This is a genomic window from uncultured Gimesia sp., assembly GCF_963972345.1.
GTDB lineage: Bacteria > Planctomycetota > Planctomycetia > Planctomycetales > Planctomycetaceae > Gimesia.
In genome coordinates, this window is the sequence record NZ_CAXAVM010000056.1 from 1 (window position 1) to 17,271 (window position 17,271).

Here is a 17,271-nt window from a genome sequence, read left to right on the forward strand (position 1 = left end):
CGTTTGGCGCGACCTCCCTGATCGGGATCGCGATCGTTCGCGCTGTCAACCAGGTCGTGATCAAACTGGGCAATCAAGGCGTCGGGCCGGTCTTCATGGCGGGGCTCAGGTCATTGCTGGCGCTGATCGTGCTGCTGGTCTGTTTTTCTGCCCGATAATGTTTTCAAGTTTGCTTCGGGACGGTTCGATCTGCTATCTTGGATGCAGTGCCGATTTTGATTCTTCAGGAGAACCACTCATGTCAGAAGTCTTCAATCGCCGTCAGATGCTGGGTCTCTGTGCTGCCTCGGCACTGTGGTTACCGGAACTCACGTATGCAAAAGCAGCGAAACCCAAAGTCAAAACCTTCACCTATAAAACAGCAGGTGACCTGGAGATCAAAGCCGACGTCTACCGGGCCGACGATAATCAAACGCGGCCCGTGATGGTCTGGTTTCACGGCGGAGCGCTGATCGTCGGGCATCGAGGGGGCGTGAGTGGTCGCGTATTGCAGGACATGTTGAACGCCGGCTACACGGTGGTTTCGTTTGATTATCGTCTCGCCCCCGAAACGAAACTGCCGGAAATCGTTGCGGACCTGGAAGACGGATTCACCTGGCTGCAGGAAAAGGGGCCGGAACTGTTCAACGTGGATACCAGCAAGGTCGCCGTCTCGGGAGGATCGGCGGGAGGCTGTCTGACGATGATCGCCGGCTACCGGGCGAAACCCAGGCCAACGGTCCTTGTTCCTTTCTGGGGGTACGGCGATCTGATTGGCGACTGGATCGGTAAGCCCAGTCCGCATGCACGACATCAGACGAAACTGACGAAAGCAGAAGCATATCAGCAGGTCGGTACAGCGCCGATTGCGGATTCACGGGAGAGCAGAAAAGAGCGCGGCGCCTTCTATCAGTACTGTCGACAGCAGGGAATCTGGCCAAATGCGGTCTCCGGCTGGGACCATCACAGCGAACCGGAAAAGTTTGATCCCTATATGACCATCAAGAATGTGACGAAAGAGTATCCTCCCACGCTGATGGTGCATGGCACGAAAGACACCGATGTGCCTTACGAACAGTCGACGTTGATGGCAGAGCGGTTCCAGCAGCAGGGCGTCGAACATGAACTGGTGACGATCCCGAATGCCGAACACGGCCTGGCGGGCGGCGATCCGAAACTGATTGACGACGCTTACCGGCGGGCTTTTGCCTTTATGCATGATCACATGCAGTAAAGATGATACAGATTCCCTGGAAAGTAAAATAACGCGAAGGCCAGTCAACAGATTCAAGTTCTGAGCTGAATTGGTCGAGAGATTCATCGTAGCAGCTTCCATTGGTCACTGATCAGGCTACGATTGCTTATTTGTATTAGACTTCAAAAGGATGTGAGTCTGTGTTCGAACTCTGGATGACCCTGGTTCCGATTCTGATTGCGGATATCGTCAACCCCGTATTATTTGCCTTTCTGGTTTATGCCGCTGGTACCGATCGTCCTGTAATCAACAGCTGCGCCGTCCTGCTGGGGCATACTCTGGCTTATTATCTGGCGGGGATTGTGATTGCACTGGGCATCGAACAGATCTCCGATCATCTGTCGCATCCGCAGTTGATCGATTACATCATCGGCTTTGTGTTAGGAGTGATTTTGCTCTGGGTGGGCTACCTGTCCTGGAAAACAGAAAAAACAGAACAGGCTGCAGAGACTCGAACAATGACTCCACTTAAGGCGATCGGACTGGGGGCGGTGGTCAGTTTCATGGGCATGCCCTTCGCGCTCCCTTATTTTGCGGCGTTGGATCAAATGCTCAAGGCCGACCTGTCACCAGTGACAGCGCTGGGGGTGTTGGCGGCGTACAATGTGCTCTATGCCCTGCCATTTGTTCTGGTTCCCGTTCTGATCGCGACTTCCGGGCAGAAGAGTCAGGATATTTTACGCAAAATCAATACCTGGCTTGTGAGCATCAGCAATTTTCTCATGCCCATTCTACTGACGCTGGTCGGCCTGGCTCTGATCGTCGACTCGCTGATTTATTTTGTGACCGGATACGAGATGTTTTAATAGATTTCCGGTTGTTACATCGTATATGATAGAATCCTCTGACTTCTAATTCCGTCTCACCAGATGCCCTGAGAGCATACATCAGCAAAGATCAGTCTGATATCTTTGAGATTCCCGGTGTGCCGTATCGGTATTAACAGCAGTAAAATATTTCTATACAAAGTCCGTCAGTATGCAAACGACAAATCGCGTTGTGATCGCCGGAGGCAGTGGATTTCTGGGATTAAACCTGGCGGAATACCTAACTGAATTCGGCTATGACGTTGTAGTGCTATCACGACAACAGCCAGAACGGCAGGGTGCGTGGCGGTTTGTGCGATGGGATGCCCGTGGCGTGGGTGAGTGGTGCAGGGAACTGGAGGGAGCGGCTGCGGTGGTGAACCTGGCAGGACGGACCGTGGACTGTATCAAAACCCCCGATCACTGTGATGAAATTCTACGCTCGCGGGTCGAAGCAACCGAAGTACTGGGCAAGGCGGTGCGAAAGATTCAGACGCCGCCACCGGTCTGGGTGCAGATGTCGACGGCCCATCGCTATGGCGATCCGCCGGAGTGCGTCTGTGATGAAGACTCCGCCTTCGGTTACGGTCTGGCTCCCTTTGTGGCACGCGAGTGGGAAGCCGCTTTTGCGCGAGCGGTTTTGCCCGAGATGCGTCAGGTGATTTTGCGAACGAGTTTTGTGGTGGGCCGCAATGGAGGTGCTTTGTCGCGACTGAGTAAACTCGTTCGCTGGGGGCTGGGAGGCACAGTGGGCAGTGGTCAGAAGGGGATGAGCTGGATTCACGAGCTGGATATGAATCGCCTCTTCTATCGCGCCATCACCGATGAAAGCATGCAGGGGGCTTACCTGGCAACCGCTCCGGAACCGGTTTCGAATGCCGAATTCATGCGCGAACTGCGACGGGCATTCAAGATGCCCATCGGCCTGCCCGCGGCAAGCTGGATGGTACGGATCGGGGCGCCACTGCTGATGCGGACCGATCCGGAACTGGCGCTGTATGGCCGCTACTGTGTCTCGCGCCGCCTGCGGGAAGAAGAGTTCGATTTTTCCTTTCCCGATCTGGAGTCCGCGCTCCGCGATATTTATGCAAAAAAATAAGTGGAAAAGACAAAGAAAGTAAGCCACATTGCGATTAACATGGAAGTATCCCAACGGGAGAGTTCAACGACGAACAAACTATCGAGGAAACGATCGATGAAATATCAAACGCTGTCACTCCTTTTTTTGATGTCCCTATTGGGCTGCGACTCATCAACAACGACTGTTGAAGATGTGTCTGATAAAGTAGAAGTAGACAGTTCAGTGCGGCCTGAGAAGGTAAAATCGCCACCAGAGTTCTTGGATCCTGTGTACCGACCGGTCATCGTGAACATGGAAAATCTCCAGGCAGGTTCATCGTCTTCAACCAGATTCAGTCCTCAGAAAACTTCTGCCAACACCACCGTCACGCATGGAGCGACATTGGGAACTGGTCAACCGGATGAAAGTGTCAAGGTGACGTGGACGTATCTGAAGACGGACGAGCAAGGCGATCACTACCATTTCGAAAAAACAAAAATCGACAAATCGTCTCAGCAAAAAATGATGTCGAAAGAAATCCAGTATACAGGCAAAAAACAACTGATATTCGAAGATGATTTGCAGCGAACCTGGATGTCTCCTGCACCTGTAGAGAAAGCAGAACCGGACAGAAATTGAATTCAGGTTATTCTACAGATCTGTTTCCCAGTCTGTTTTCGATTGTGCTGCCAGGTTTTCTTTGAGGAAAGACCAGTTCGACTTAAGAAACACCAACTAGCATAAGTGCATTTCAGTGCAAGCCCAGCCCGCGACATATTGACGGCTTTTTATGAATGTCTGTTTTTCTGGCGACAATCGTCTCTTAACTTAGTATACTTTAGTCTGGAACAGCAACAGAGTTTCTATCAAGAGGTGTTCTGATCAGAAAGTATCAGAGCGGCTGTTCCGATGAGACGATTGATTGAACATTTTAGGGAGAGGACAAGTATGTCGATCATTACTGCGAGTCGGGTTTTTCTGAAACGCGCGCTCGGTGATTCAGAGGTCGCCACTGTGGAACGCATTCTCAACGATCAGGAAGGGGATGTCTCTGGTTCGACAGAGGACCGGCACTGGGAGCTGACTAAAAATCAGCTGATCATTACCGTCGACGTTCAGCCGACAGAAAACGTTGTGTTTGAATGCCACGAAGAATTGCAGGAACTGGGTCTGCAGGCTGCAGATGTTCCTGAAGTAATTATTGTCGAAGGTCTCGCGGAGTGCTCCGATGTGTGCCGTCTGATCGCTGATCGGCTGGCAGCAGATTTAGGGGGCATCACGCGTGGTGCAGAACAATGCAGCTGAGTCTGCTTTGATTCAAAGCTTCAGCCGCCAAAACCCTGTTCTGATTATCGGAACCGAAAATTAAAAAACGGCCAGTGGTTTTTGTTTCCACTGGCCGCATTTTTTTCGGTTAAGTGGCTTAGTATTCGCCGACCACATTGCCGTCCGTCTTGTGCCCCAGGTCCTGCCAGGTTCCCAGGTTGATGTTTTCGGAAATAAACTGAATCCGTCCATCTGCGAAGAGTACATGGACGCCACCCGTGTGCTGGCTGTGGGCACCCATCAGAGCCGGACCGCCGGTTCCACTGGAGCATTCCAGCAAGTCGGTGTTGGGGCCGACCAGTGTAGAGTAGCTCCACATATGCATCGACTGTCCCCAGAACCAGGTGTAACCGCGAAGTAACTGGTTTGCGGTACCGGTGCAGACGGTTCCTGAAGTGGCATTGGCACTCGCGTAGGGATGACCCACTTTACATTCCGATGCGATCATCGTATTGGATGTTCCATCGGTAATGTCACGAATGCGGGTGGCGCTGTTCAGGAACATGACGGATCTCCCGTTGTTCGCAAAGTCTGTCCCACCGGCTGAAAAACCGCCGTATTGTGCCGAGCAGACCACATAGTTAGTGGGGCCATACGCAGGCTGGCCGGTGGTGCCGCGGCTGCCGGGATCGCTGGGGCAACGGAAGACGGGCAGTTCCTCTTTCATGGCTGTCATATTTGCCGTTCCGGTATTATCAGGCTGGATACTCCAGTCGATCATGTTGTACAGGTTCGCCTGATCGACGTAAGGTAAAATGCGGGCCTGCCAGCCAATCTGGCTTGAGAGCCAGCTGTTCGCAACGGTGCGCACATGAGCGGAGGGAAACGTGAGCGCGGTATCGTGATAGTTATGCAGCGCGAGACCGATCTGCTTCAGGTTATTTTTACAGGTGGAACGGCGGGCTGCTTCGCGTGCCTGTTGCACAGCCGGCAGCAGCAGCGCGATCAGGATGGCAATGATGGCAATGACCACCAGCAATTCAATTAAAGGAAATCCCTGGCGGCGCTTCAGAAAGGCAGTTTTCATAATGTTAGTGTTCCCTGGTAAGAATTAAAAAAAATGATCGGTCAGATCATCAGTCTGCAGAAAATATCGCTAGCGGGTCTGGAGAGAAAAATCAGCCGTGTTCTTGCCGGCTTTCACTTCATACCTCAGCGTGGAATCAGCATTGTATTTTGCAGGAATATACTGCTGCATGATTTCGGTTTTTACGCCATCAAAGTTCTGGAACTTCCCTGTCTTCCGGGTTGCATTGATCAGAATTTTGTTCGCACCCACAACCGGTCCCTGGGCTGCCTCCAGCGAATAAACGCCGTTGGTAATCACGGCCTGAACGGCTTTCCCATGAATCCGCTGGCCTGTCGCATCGAGGTCCGGAATAAACTGGATACTCCCCTCGGGCAGTGGCTCGCCGTCCAGACTGACAGTCCCGGAAACAGCCGCGCGCTCCAGTCCATCCTTCGAAACACCAGAACAGCCACTCAGCGTCCAGGCGATTAAAGTCAGCAAAAAAACAGTCGAACGGGAAACAGGCAGCATGGTGAGTTGGTACTCAATAAACGGAAGTAGATTCGTAGAGGATTAAGGAAAGCAGTCTGCTGGACTGGCTGATTGAGAAAGCGGGTCTGAGAGCGTCTTCCGGAGGATCAGGGGGTGATCCGGGCTTACGCCGGGCAGGTATTGTGTCGCAGCAATTCTATGTTATCTAACCCCCCTTATGTGTTTCCTGTTCGCGGGATTTCAAAAAATTATGAAAATTTGTTGCAGCCCCGATGTGCTATATCGATTGTGTCTCAGATACCGTGAGGACGTCATCAAGTTGCGAGCCTGGCAGGAATGAGGTTACATCTGTTCCTGGCAGGCAGGTCAATCGGAAGGGAACGGGAGAGAAAAAATGCTGCAGAAGTTAAAACAGATCATCGAAGACTCAGACACAAAATCAGGTAGAGCATTTGATCTGGCGATTCAAACGATCATCGTGGTATCGCTGATCAGCTTCTCCATCGAGACACTGCCTGACCTTTCAGAGGAAAGTCGAGCCACACTGCATGTCATCGAACTCATGAGTATAATCATCTTTACTGTCGAGTATCTGGCGCGCGTGCTGGTTGCCTCTGACAAGACTGGCTTTATCTTCTCTTTCTTCGGGATCATCGACTTACTGGCAATCCTTCCGTTTTATCTCAGTACCGGACTGGATCTCAGGTCGCTGCGATCCTTTCGCCTGCTGCGGCTGGTTCGTATTTTGAAGCTGGCTCGTTACAGTGCTGCGGCAAAGCGATTTCATCGCGCATTCCTGATCGCCAAAGAAGAGCTGGCGTTGTTTCTGTTTGCCAGCCTGATCGTACTTTACCTGGCAGCAGTGGGCATTTATCACTTTGAGAACCCGGCTCAGCCCGACGAATTCAGCTCTGTCTTTCACAGTCTGTGGTGGGCAGTTTCGACTCTGACTACAGTCGGCTATGGTGATATCTATCCTGTGACAGCAGGGGGTAAAATGTTTACCTTCTGTATTCTTGTCGTCGGTCTGGGGATCGTTTCCATTCCGGCAGGCCTGGTGGCGTCGGCACTTTCCAAAGCCCGGGAGCTGGAAGATTGATCAGGCTGTTCACAGGCGACCTCTCTTCTGTATCGTTATTTTGGCTGTTTTTCATTGTGAACGGGTACCCTGCTCACTTATAATTCAGCCCGGATGGAAACAATCATACCTCAGATACCTGCCTTATCGAATCACATGGAACCCTCCCGATTCGGACCCTTCGGTCAAAGTTGTCAGCTGAGATTTCAGACCGATTGCTTTTCTAAACCCAACAACTGAATTTCGAAATTGATTGAACAGACAGGCTCGCTATGTTCCCCGTTTCGCGAAAGAATTCCGTTGCGCTGTTTTTCTGCGCATTGACCCTGACAGGCTGTTTTGGTGGCTCTGCCGAGCACATCGAACGCGCCGCTATCTCCGGTACGGTGACCTTCGATGGCAAACCTTTGCCCGAGGGGAGTATCCAGTTTGTGCCCGATGTCGATGCAGCCGGTAAACCGGTGCGTGGCAAGCTGGCACAGGCGTTAATCAAAGACGGAAACTACTCCCTCACTGCTGAAGCGGGTCCCGCCGTCGGCAATAACAAAGTCCTGATTAATGCGACCCGCAAAACGGGTAAGTTTCAGGAATCGGACGGCGTAAAAACCGAAATCATGCAGCAGTACATTCCCGCCCGGTACAACACACAAACAACTCTGAAGTACGAAGTCAAAGCGGACGAGAATACCGCCGACTTTGCACTCGAAGCCAAATAGTCATTTTCGTCCAGTACGGATTCCGCGTACTGATGTTCTTTTTTTCTCATTCAATATTCAGATGGATCAATCAAAACTATGAAAGCATTATTTCTGAAGCGTCGCCAGGGATTTACATTAATTGAGCTGCTGGTGGTTATTGCCATTATCGCCATTCTGATTGCGCTGCTGCTGCCGGCTGTGCAACAGGCACGCGAAGCGGCCCGCCGTTCCAGCTGTAAAAACAACCTGAAGCAGATCGGTCTGGCGCTGCATAACTATCACGATACCTTTCGCACCTTTCCCCCCGCCATGGTCCGCCGTCAGGGGGCTGCCGAGGAATGGAATACCAATATGATTAACTGGCAGGCCCGGATTCTGCCTTATATGGATCAGGCACCCCTGTTTAATAAGATCGACTGGAATGTGGAACCGGGTAGTGGCGGCACTGCCAACACCGAAGCCCGGGCTTATGAAATCCCCGCTTATCGCTGCCCCAGTGATCCCGGTAACCGGGGTAAGACTGGACAATCCAGCTTCGGTCCCACCAACTATGTGACCTCTACCGCGAATACTGGAAGTTATGCCGCCGGCGGTTCGACCTATCAGAACAACGGTCGCTCAGTCATGTTCCTGAACAGCAAGACCCAGATCAAGGACATTGAAGACGGGACCTCCAATACCATGCTGTCTTCCGAGTGTGTGGTGGGCCATCCTTATGCCGGCATCAACGCGACTTCGGGCACCGTCTGTACCGGGACAGCCAATCAGAGACTGCGCGGCTATTCCTGGTTTTACGCCCAGTCCATGTGGTCCTGGAGCTACACGACGCTGATCGGACCCAACTCGGATCTGATGGAATGTGCCCAGAGCACAGGCGGAACTGCCCTCTTAGGTTCGCGCAGCAAGCACGTGGGTGGCGTGCACACGCTGTTTGCCGACGGGCGGATTCGCTTCATCTCAGAGAACATTCACCTGGGAACCTGGCAGGACCTGGGAAACAAAGCAGACGGTAATGTGGTCGGCGAATACTAAGTCGCTTAACCGCTAATTGTAAAAATAGAAACGGCCAGAGGATCCCAGGTTCTCTGGCCGTTATTTTTTCATGAACAGTCACGCGCTTACTTCTTCGCCGGAATCACCGGCAACACGATGTGCGAGGGATGTTTCGCGTCGTGATAGATCGTATTATTCGCCGTCTGTGTGCGGCGGTTGTCATTTAAAGGTTCACCCGTGTTGGGGTTGATATCGAAGCGGGGGAAGTTGCTGCTGGAGATATCAACGCGGATGCGGTGCCCTTTCTTGAAGACATTCGAAGTCGGATAGAGTTTGATGGTGACCGGATAGATTTCGCCCGGCTCCATCAGCTTCTCGGTCTTGAGGGAATCACGGAAGCGGGTGCGAATGATACCGTCGCCGATGTTGAGGTCGAAGCCACCCGGGAAGTCAGCGCTCGGCGGATATACGTCGATCAGCTTGGCGGTGAAGTCGGTGTCTTTCGCATCGGATGAGATCCAGAGTTGTACTTTCAGTTCGCCCGTCACTTCGAGATCTTCTGCCAGCGGTTCAGTCTGAAAGACGATCACATCATTGCGGGCGGAGAGCGGAACGGGCTGCGTCCAGTTCCAGATGTGTTCACTCCCTTTCTGATCCCAGCCACCCTGGACGAGAATATCATTGCCGCTGGAAATATTGCCGCCAATCGTAGGGACCGGGTTGGCAGGATCAAACAGAAAGGTCGTCGCAGCCTCTTCTGTTTCCGGTTTTTCTGTGGAGAGTCCGCCTGCCGGCTGCAGATGGTATTTCGTGTAAACAGTACGTTTCAGCGGCCATTCGCTTTCATTGCGCCAGTAGCCGCCATGCTGAAGTTTGCCGTCCTGTGTTCTGGAACCGTCGCCGGTGCCCATCACGAAGATGCGGACGGGTGTTTCGAAAGGAGCAGCGGTGCCGACACTGTTATCGATGCCTTTGAGCCAGTGATCGTACCATTCCTTTCGCCAGGCGAGCGGATCGGCGATGGCGGCTTCTTTGCCGAAGTCGACCTGGCCGTGAGAATAGGATCCCTGCCGACCGTGAATCCAGGGGCCCATAATCATATACACGGGACCTTTGATGGTTTTCGAGAGCACCTGGAAGTTGGCCGTGTTATTGCTGCTCCAGGAATCGTACCAGCCACTCACCAGGTACACGGGAATATCTTTGTACTGTTCGGGGTAATCGATGATGTTGTTCTGCTTCCAGAAATCATCGTTGGCGCCATGTTGCATGCCCGCGACGAGCCAGTCTTCGTATTCAGACGCCAGCTGCATCGGCGTCGTCCCTTTGCGAAGTGGAAGCTGAAACAGATACTTCATGCGGTTCTCTGCCATTTCCTTGAGGACGGCCGCGGTGCCGGGATCATGTGACTGACGGCTGCCTTTGCCGGCGTTGAGATAGATCCAGTTCCAGAAGCGGAGTTCAAACGCGCCGCCGTTTCGCATGCTGGCATAACCCAGGTTGGACATCGCATCCACGGGGATGATGGTTTTCAGTTCGGGCGGTTTTTCCATCGCGAGTGCATGCTGTGTACCGCCGACATAGGATGTGCCGATCATACCGATCTCTGCATTCGACCAGGGTTGTTTCCCGATCCAGGCCGCGGTATCGACTCCGTCGACGCCGTCATCAGTCAGCATATGCCAGACACCTTCCGAGGCATAGCGGCCGCGTGTGTCCTGGGCGACGAAGGCGTAGCCATGGGAAGCATAATAGGTACCCGAGGATTTACAGCCGTCTTTGTTGTAAGGTCGGCGTTCCAGAATGGTGGGGAGTTTCTGATCGAGGACGTCACCATCTTCCACGGGCAGGTAAACGTCGGTCGCCAGCTTCACACCATCCCGCATGGGGACCATCACGTTCTTGCGCACTTCGACCGCATACGGACCACTGGCGGCAAACGCAGTTGAGGTGATGAGCAGGCAGCAGAGGAAACCGGAAATCATCAGCCGCAGCTGAGAACGAAAAACAAAGCGGGAAGTCATGGTGCATGCTTTCTAAAATCGGTTGTTATTTCAGCGGTGGTTATTGCCGAAAACTCAGGCAGGTGACGGGGTTGTTGCAGTTAACCCTGTCTTTGCAGGCTACTGGGAATGGTGAGGGATGTCAATCAATGGAAGAGGCGCTGAACCTGGAATGAATGTCAAATCAGGGGAGACCTCGAATGCAATTCGAGGTTGTCGTGGGACAACAGGAGGTCGCAGGGAAACCATTCGATTTTGAAGATGTTCTCTGACCTGTTTCCTGGTGATTGATCCCTTCTCTCTGTCGAAACGGATCTTGCCTGTAATTCTGTTCTGGCATAAAATCCCGCCTCGTACCTGCAGGCACAGGTCATTTTTCTCAGAGGAGAATCAGAGCGATGCGAAAAACTTCTTTTAATTTACTGGCAGGAATGTTACTGGCTCTGGTCGGCCTGATTTCAACAGAGGTCCGAGCAGAGAAACCAGAAATAAAGCAGCTGGAGGCCCCGGTGGCTGCTGTGAAACCACATCCGGCTCCCCTTATTCTGAAAGGCTGGCAGCAGAGTTCAAAATCGGGGCAGCGAATTATGGTGCCAAAATTTCCGAGCTTTGAAAGCTGGGAATCCCAAAATGGACTGATCGATTTGCGGAAACATTATCCCCGGAAAACAGCAGAGAAACGACTCCAGAAAACCCTGGGAATCGATGGTCCACAGCTCAAGTTTCACTATGGGCCAGGCCCCCGCGTTTATTACATTGACGGTCTGCAGACCAGTCAGCTGGGTTATCGTCTTCAGCAACTGAATGCACCGTAATCATTTCTGATTGAGGTCGCGATCCTTCAGTTGGCCGAACGCTTCACCGGGTGGGCCCGAATGTAATTCGGGCCGAGCGCAGCGAGCAGGAAACTGACAGTGTTACCTGCATAATACAGAGCCCCTGGTTTGCTCTCAAACTTCTCACAACATGTGGTAGGTAAACTAAAATTAAATTCGCTGGTTTACCCTGTCAATTTCCTGTTGTCTCCGACAACCCCGAATTGCATTCGGGGCCACCCCTGATTTGACATAGTAACCGGGAAATCAATCCGCCGAACCCTTCACCAGATATCGCTTCAACATCGCTTCATCAATGTCCACACCCAGTCCCGGTTTCGTCGGCACTGCGATCGTGCCTGCTTCGATTTCAAACGGTTCGGTGATGATGTCGTTTTCCAGGCTGTAATAGGTGCAGTCGTTGGCGAGGGGGAAATTGGGGGACGAACCGGCCATGTGCAGCATGGTGGCGGTGCGGAGACCCAGGTCGTGGGCGCAGTGGAAGATGCAGGGGACGCCAGCGGAAGCCGCGACTTCGCCGACGAGTTTGACGGCCCAGATGCCGCCACATTGGTAGGTGTCGGGCAGCAGATACTGGGCGGCGTCCAGTTCTAAGATCTTACGGACGTTTTCCATGGTAGTCACCGATTCATTCAGTGCCAGGGGCGTCGTGGTCAACTTCCGGATCTCGGCGGATTCCTGCAGCAGATCTTTGTGCATCGGCTGTTCGAAGTATTGCAGGTCATAGGGTTCCAGATCGCGGGCCAGCTGCAGAGCCACTTCCGGTGTATAGCCCATGTTGGGATCAATGCGGAGATTCAACCGGTCGTCCGTCGCTTCGCGGATCGCGCGGACCATTGCCAGATCCTCTTCCGGCGAACGTCCCGCTTTGGTTTTGAGTGTGGAGAAGCCGAGATCGACATAATGTTTCGAGATCGCGGCGGCTTCTTCCGGGTTGCGTATCCCCATGCAGCAGGTGACTTCCACGCGGTCCCGATACAGGCCGCCCAGCAGACGATGCAGGGGAAGCCCCGCCTGCTTGCCCAGGAGGTCCCAGCAGGCCATCTCGACCAGCGACTGCAGATACGGTTCTTCGATGCCCCAGTCAGCATAGAGAGCCGAGATGTCAGTGGGATCCTGGCCCAGTAGAATCGGGCGGAAGTAGCTGGCTTCTTCTCCGGTAAAACTGGTGGCATTCTGGAAGGAGAGCCGTTGCGGAGTTTCGCCCCAGCCGATCAGCCCCGCATCGGTTTCCAGACGAATCAACAGCGCGCCCGTTGTCAGCGAAGAGATGTACCGCGACTGGTACGGAGAAACGGGAGTCTGCAGGGGAACATCTACCAGAAACGTATCAACGCCTGTGATTTTCATGGTGTTTCTCCAGAGGCAAGTGAATCGGTTGTCGGCGAGAATGCAATGCTATCACTTCCCCGGTAAGCCGACAAGCAGATTGATGAATACACAAACTGATGCCAGTGATCATGATGGGATTGAAGGAGCCTAAAGAAAGAAGGGGTAGGCCCGAATGTAATTCGGGCCGAGCGCAGCGAGCAGGAAACTGTTTGTGTTGCTTTCCTGAATAGGTCACCTTTGTTTGATCTCCAGCGCATAATGATTGTGGATCGGAAAATTTTCATTCAGATCGCGCGATTGCTCTGTCAGTTTCCTGTTGACTTCGACAACCTCGAATTTCATTCGAGGCCACCCCGCTTTTGATTGTTGATCGAATCGAAACGGGTTGGGTTTCCTGTAATAATGCACATTGGCTACGGTTGTTGTGTCGGCTCTTCTCCCGTAAAGTAGGTAGACCACGGCTCTGCTCCGTCTTCTTTCGATTCCAGTAAGATTCCGCCATGATTCCCGAAATCAATAACCTGTTAACACCCTTTGAAACGCTGCCCGAGGGAGAAGAGTTCGAAGAACTGTTTCGAGGCAAGTCCTGCCGCGTGGAGCGGATTGTTTCGACCGGGCAGTCAACGCGGGAAGGGCAGTGGTACGATCAGGAGCATGCGGAGTGGGTAATTTTACTCTCCGGTTCGGCGGTACTGCGATTTGAGGGGGAAACCGGGGGACGATCGCTGGTTCCCGGGGATGCGGTGAACATTCCCCCGCATTGTCGCCACCGGGTGGAAGCGACGGCTGCCGATCAGGAAAGCGTTTGGCTTGCAATCCACTATGAGCCTGTCGAGAATGGTTGAAGTAAACAACAGTTTTCAGCACACCTTTATTTCCAATCGATTACAGAAAAGAAACACAGACTGATGAAAAAAAATCCGGTCAAGGCAGCGTTGCGTGAAGGGAAACCCCAGGTAGGAACATGGCTCTCATCGGGAGATATCATGATGACGCGGCTGATGGCGCGCGTGGGCTTTCCCTGGCTGACTGTTGATATGGAACACTCTCCCATCGACTGGTCCCAGGCCGCACATCTGTTCGGTGCGATTGCAGATGCAGGCTGTGTGCCTCTGTGCCGGGTTCCGCTGGGAAAATACGAATTGATCAAGCGGGCGCTCGACGCCGGGGCACACGGAATTGTTGCACCGATGATCAACACCGTCGAACAGGCGAAAACCGTGATCGATGCGGTCAAGTATCCTCCCGAAGGGAACCGTTCGGTAGGGGGCGTACTGCATGCCATGAATTTCGATGCGACGGCCGGCGATTATTACAAACATGCCAACGACGAGATCCTGGTGATTCTGCAGACCGAATCTCCCGAAGGTGTGGAGAATGCGGAAGAAATTTACAGCCTGCCCGGCGTGGATGCGATCTTCGTGGGGCCGAATGACCTGACCTTCCAGATGAGTAAAAAGACCGGCGTGCATCCTGCCCCCGATGAACTGGAAGCGATGCTGCAGAAGATTCTGGAAACCGGTAAGAAGACCGGGACCCCTGTCGGCCTGCATGTGCAGACGGTCGAAGCCGTACAGCAGCGGATCGAAGAAGGCTGGCGATTTATCGCGTGTGGCAGTGAAGTGAAATTCATGCTGAATGATGCCCAGCGAATTGTCAGCGGTTTGAATCTCAAGGCCGAAGAAGCCGACCTGGCCCGCTATTAACGGAGCCAGAGTTTGAAAACAGTAAGCGGCTTTGCAGAGATGCGGGGCCGCTTTTTTAGTTTACTCCGCGCTGACCTGAATGATCGTGCGTTCCTGGTGTTCTCCTTTGAGCAGCGCGTTGACGGTCTGTTGAACCTGTTCCAGCGTGATGACTTCCGCGCGGGAGTCGAGGTCGGGCAGTTTCCAGTCGGTCGCCAGTTTCTGCCAGAGCGCCGTGCGTTTCCGGATCGGGTACCAGGCCGAGTCGATGCCGTCCAGCGTGACGCCTCGCAGAATAAAGGGGAAGACCGTCAGGTCGAGTTCTGTTCCGCCCGCGTTTCCACAGGCGGCGACGCAGCCGTTTGGTTGAAGGGAGCGAATGACGTGACTCAACATCGGACCACCTACCGTGTCGATGGCGGCGGACCAGCGGGCTTTGAGCAGCGGTTTTTGGGAATCGTCTTCCAGTTCATCGCGACCAATGACTTCGCGGGCCCCCAGTTCAATCAGGCGGAGGGCCGCGGCAGGTTTCCCCGTGACCGCCACCGGATGAAAGCCAACGCGTTTCAGCAGGGACAAAGCGAAGGAGCCGACTCCCCCTGAAGCACCGGTGACAAGCACACTTCCTGCATCGACAGGGATCTCGTGCTGAATCAGGCTGTTGACACACATGGCAGCGGTCAGGCCGGCGGTGCCGAGGATCATGGATTCTTTCAATGTCAGTCCCGCGGGCAGAGGGACGACCCATTCGGGCTGAACGCGAATCAATTCAGACCAGCCGCCCCAGCGTTCAACACCCAGTTCGTAACTGGTGACAATGACAGCATCGCCGACAGCAAACTGATCGGACTGTGAATCGACGACAAAGCCGGCAGCATCGATGCCGGGGATATGCGGGAAGTTTCTCACGACACCCGGATGCCCGGTCGCAGCGAGGGCGTCTTTATAGTTGATGGAAGAATAGACGACGCGGATCGTCACATCACCTGACGGGAGGTCGGCGGACGGTATGGTCTGCAGACCCGCCGTGATTTCCTTCTGTTCGTTTTTGTTGACCAGAAAGCAGGAGACGGTGTTCTGCATGGTGACGTCTTTCTGTTTGTCGTGTTCTGTTACCAGGGGCCGTCGGGCGTTTCCATTTCCAGGATGCGCCAGCAATACCAGCTGGCGACGGTGCGATACGGTTGCCAGCGTTCTGCGATTTCAATGCAGGTCTGTTTGTCGGGGCGGGTTTTCAGTTCGTAGATTTTCTGAATCCCGTTCTGAATGCCCAGGTCATCGTGGGGAAAAATATCGGGACGGCAGAGGCCGAACATCAGAAACATCTGCGCGGTCCAGACGCCGATGCCTTTGACCTGGATCAGTTCGCTGGTGACATCTTCGTCGCTCAGAAGATGCAATTTATGCAGTCTGACTTTGTTCTGCATCACCATCTCGGCCAGATGACGCACGTAGGTTGCTTTCTGATTGGACAGGCCGACCGAACGGAGCTGCTCGTGTGAGAGCTGCATGATTTTTTCTGCTGTCGGCTGTCCTTTGCCGGTCAAGGCGTGCAGTCGGAGATAGATCGTACGGGCAGCGGATGTGGAGATCTGTTGCGAGACAATCGAGCGCAGCAGGAGTGCGAAGCGGTAGCGATACGGTTTGAGCGGGCAGGGGCCGATGCTGGTGATGACTGGTTTCAGCAGCGGGTCTGTCTTGCTCAGATGCTTTGACGCTTTCAGGAATGTTGCGGCGTGGTCATTCATTGCAGGTTACCGGCGGGGGTGTGATTTGCGAGATCGGCAATCATGTCGATCGTAGCAACTTCGACTGCCTGCTCCCATTCCTGGGGAGCGAACTTTTCCGAGTAGGGTGCTTTGCGGATCGCGAAGTTGATGCCTCGCGAGCTGTTGATGATAGCGCCCAGTCCCTGTTCATCAAAGGCACCTGCGACATCGCCGGCCCCTGCGCCCTGGCTGCCATAACCGGGGACGAGCAGGGGCGTGTGTGGCATCAGGGCACGCAGTTGATTGAGTTCTTCGGGATAAGTGGCACCGACGACCGCACCGATGGAGCCGTAGTGTCCCTTGCCTTTGGTTTTGAGTGCCAGTTCTTCCACGACGGCGGCCACACATTCATAGAGATTCGTGCCGTCTGTTTTGCGATCCTGAAACGTGCCGGCACCGGGGTTACTGGTGCGGACAAGAACATAGATGCCGGCGCCCCGTTCGACGGCGACATTCACGAACGGTTCCAGCGTGTCGCTGCCCAGGTAGGGATTCACCGTCAGGCAGTCGGCGGCCCAGATGGCGGAGTCGGGATTTTCTCCTGCGAGGTAGCCGCGGGCGTAAGCTTCCGCTGTGGAACCGATGTCACCCCGCTTGGCATCGCAGATGACGACCAGCCCGGATTCGCGTGCTTTCTGAATGACGCGCTGCAGGGCAGCGCAGCCGGCGGGCCCCCATTCTTCGAAGAAAGCAGCCTGTGGTTTGACCGCGGGGACCAGGGGGGCGACGACATCAATGATCCGCAGGCAGAACTCTTCAAAGGCAGCCGCGACGATCTCCGCCTGGGTGTGATTGTTTTTACTGGCATTGCTGACGATGTCGGCGGGCAGCCAGTCAAAGCGGGGATCGAGGCCGACCAGGGCGGGGGTTTTCTTCTTCTGGATGGCGGCGTTGAGTCGATCGGAAAAATGATGCATCTGGTAACTGCTTTCAGTGATTCAGGTTAGGTG

The 17,271-nt window shown here is 53.9% G+C and carries 18 protein-coding genes; 11 read left to right on the forward strand and 7 right to left on the reverse strand.

All coding sequences use genetic code 11. The features are described 5' to 3' along the window. Positions 1-238 precede the first annotated feature (238 nt). From AACZ40_RS11625 to AACZ40_RS11645, 5 genes are all read left to right on the forward strand, one after another. The gene (locus AACZ40_RS11625; protein ID WP_339674492.1) at positions 239-1,213 is read left to right on the forward strand and encodes an alpha/beta hydrolase; all 975 of its coding nucleotides are present in this window, start codon (positions 239-241) and stop codon (positions 1,211-1,213) included. 161 nt (positions 1,214-1,374) lie between these two features. Further along, entirely contained in the window at positions 1,375-2,040 is a 666-nt protein-coding gene (locus AACZ40_RS11630; RefSeq protein WP_291174269.1) for a GAP family protein, read from the forward strand. Between the two features lie 172 nt (positions 2,041-2,212). Further along, the gene (locus tag AACZ40_RS11635) at positions 2,213-3,139 is read left to right on the forward strand and encodes a TIGR01777 family oxidoreductase (protein WP_339674494.1); all 927 of its coding nucleotides are present in this window, start codon (positions 2,213-2,215) and stop codon (positions 3,137-3,139) included. Positions 3,140-3,235: 96 nt separating this feature from the next. Next, positions 3,236-3,739 carry a hypothetical protein gene (locus tag AACZ40_RS11640; protein ID WP_339674496.1) on the forward strand — a complete coding sequence of 168 codons (504 nt, stop codon included), beginning with the start codon at positions 3,236-3,238 and terminating at the stop codon, positions 3,737-3,739. Positions 3,740-4,048: 309 nt separating this feature from the next. Then, positions 4,049-4,405 (forward strand): hypothetical protein, encoded by a 357-nt coding sequence (locus tag AACZ40_RS11645; protein ID WP_291174264.1) that lies wholly within the window; start codon positions 4,049-4,051, stop codon positions 4,403-4,405. 118 nt (positions 4,406-4,523) lie between these two features. On the opposite strand, the gene AACZ40_RS11650 is transcribed toward AACZ40_RS11645, so the two are convergent. Both AACZ40_RS11650 and AACZ40_RS11655 read right to left on the reverse strand, forming a co-directional pair. Then, complete coding sequence (locus tag AACZ40_RS11650) at positions 4,524-5,453, reverse strand: DUF1559 domain-containing protein (RefSeq protein WP_339674498.1); 930 nt, start codon at positions 5,451-5,453, stop codon at positions 4,524-4,526. Positions 5,454-5,522: 69 nt separating this feature from the next. Continuing rightward, complete coding sequence (locus AACZ40_RS11655) at positions 5,523-5,966, reverse strand: hypothetical protein (RefSeq protein ID WP_291174260.1); 444 nt, start codon at positions 5,964-5,966, stop codon at positions 5,523-5,525. Positions 5,967-6,321: 355 nt separating this feature from the next. Here AACZ40_RS11655 and AACZ40_RS11660 point away from each other — a divergent pair, with 355 nt between their 5' ends. The 3 genes from AACZ40_RS11660 (at position 6,322) to AACZ40_RS11670 (ending at position 8,735) form a co-directional block, all read left to right on the forward strand. Then, positions 6,322-7,026, forward strand: coding sequence for an ion transporter (locus AACZ40_RS11660; RefSeq protein WP_291174258.1), 705 nt, complete (start codon positions 6,322-6,324; stop codon positions 7,024-7,026). A 251-nt stretch (positions 7,027-7,277) separates the two neighbouring features. After that, the gene (locus tag AACZ40_RS11665) at positions 7,278-7,721 is read left to right on the forward strand and encodes a hypothetical protein (RefSeq protein ID WP_291174256.1); all 444 of its coding nucleotides are present in this window, start codon (positions 7,278-7,280) and stop codon (positions 7,719-7,721) included. Between the two features lie 78 nt (positions 7,722-7,799). Next, positions 7,800-8,735, forward strand: a complete 936-nt coding sequence (locus AACZ40_RS11670; RefSeq protein WP_291174254.1) for a DUF1559 domain-containing protein — start codon at positions 7,800-7,802, stop codon at positions 8,733-8,735. A gap of 86 nt (positions 8,736-8,821) precedes the next feature. Here the strand turns inward: AACZ40_RS11670 and AACZ40_RS11675 are convergent, their stop codons facing one another. Beyond that, on the reverse strand, positions 8,822-10,720 hold the full coding sequence (locus AACZ40_RS11675) for a CocE/NonD family hydrolase (RefSeq protein WP_291174253.1): 1,899 nt from the start codon (positions 10,718-10,720) through the stop codon (positions 8,822-8,824). A 377-nt stretch (positions 10,721-11,097) separates the two neighbouring features. On the opposite strand from AACZ40_RS11675, the gene AACZ40_RS11680 reads away from it, so the two are divergent. Then, positions 11,098-11,514, forward strand: coding sequence for a hypothetical protein (locus tag AACZ40_RS11680; RefSeq protein WP_291174249.1), 417 nt, complete (start codon positions 11,098-11,100; stop codon positions 11,512-11,514). A 267-nt stretch (positions 11,515-11,781) separates the two neighbouring features. Here the strand turns inward: AACZ40_RS11680 and AACZ40_RS11685 are convergent, their stop codons facing one another. Then, the gene (locus AACZ40_RS11685; protein ID WP_291174247.1) at positions 11,782-12,885 is read right to left on the reverse strand and encodes a mandelate racemase/muconate lactonizing enzyme family protein; all 1,104 of its coding nucleotides are present in this window, start codon (positions 12,883-12,885) and stop codon (positions 11,782-11,784) included. Between the two features lie 482 nt (positions 12,886-13,367). Here AACZ40_RS11685 and AACZ40_RS11690 point away from each other — a divergent pair, with 482 nt between their 5' ends. Both AACZ40_RS11690 and AACZ40_RS11695 read left to right on the forward strand, forming a co-directional pair. Continuing rightward, positions 13,368-13,712, forward strand: coding sequence for a cupin domain-containing protein (locus tag AACZ40_RS11690; RefSeq protein WP_291174245.1), 345 nt, complete (start codon positions 13,368-13,370; stop codon positions 13,710-13,712). Positions 13,713-13,775: 63 nt separating this feature from the next. Continuing rightward, complete coding sequence (locus AACZ40_RS11695; protein ID WP_291174243.1) at positions 13,776-14,573, forward strand: aldolase/citrate lyase family protein; 798 nt, start codon at positions 13,776-13,778, stop codon at positions 14,571-14,573. Between the two features lie 60 nt (positions 14,574-14,633). Here the strand turns inward: AACZ40_RS11695 and AACZ40_RS11700 are convergent, their stop codons facing one another. The 3 genes from AACZ40_RS11700 to pyrF are packed head-to-tail and all read right to left on the reverse strand — an operon-like array spanning position 14,634 to position 17,238. Continuing rightward, positions 14,634-15,635 carry an oxidoreductase gene (locus AACZ40_RS11700; protein ID WP_291174242.1) on the reverse strand — a complete coding sequence of 334 codons (1,002 nt, stop codon included), beginning with the start codon at positions 15,633-15,635 and terminating at the stop codon, positions 14,634-14,636. A gap of 29 nt (positions 15,636-15,664) precedes the next feature. Beyond that, positions 15,665-16,300: a DNA-3-methyladenine glycosylase gene (locus AACZ40_RS11705; protein ID WP_291174240.1), complete on the reverse strand. Its 636-nt coding sequence runs from the start codon at positions 16,298-16,300 to the stop codon at positions 15,665-15,667. Further along, positions 16,297-17,238 (reverse strand): orotidine-5'-phosphate decarboxylase, encoded by a 942-nt coding sequence (gene pyrF, locus AACZ40_RS11710; RefSeq protein WP_291174238.1) that lies wholly within the window; start codon positions 17,236-17,238, stop codon positions 16,297-16,299. Before pyrF ends, AACZ40_RS11705 begins: the two co-directional genes overlap by 4 nt. Positions 17,239-17,271: the final 33 nt, after the last annotated feature.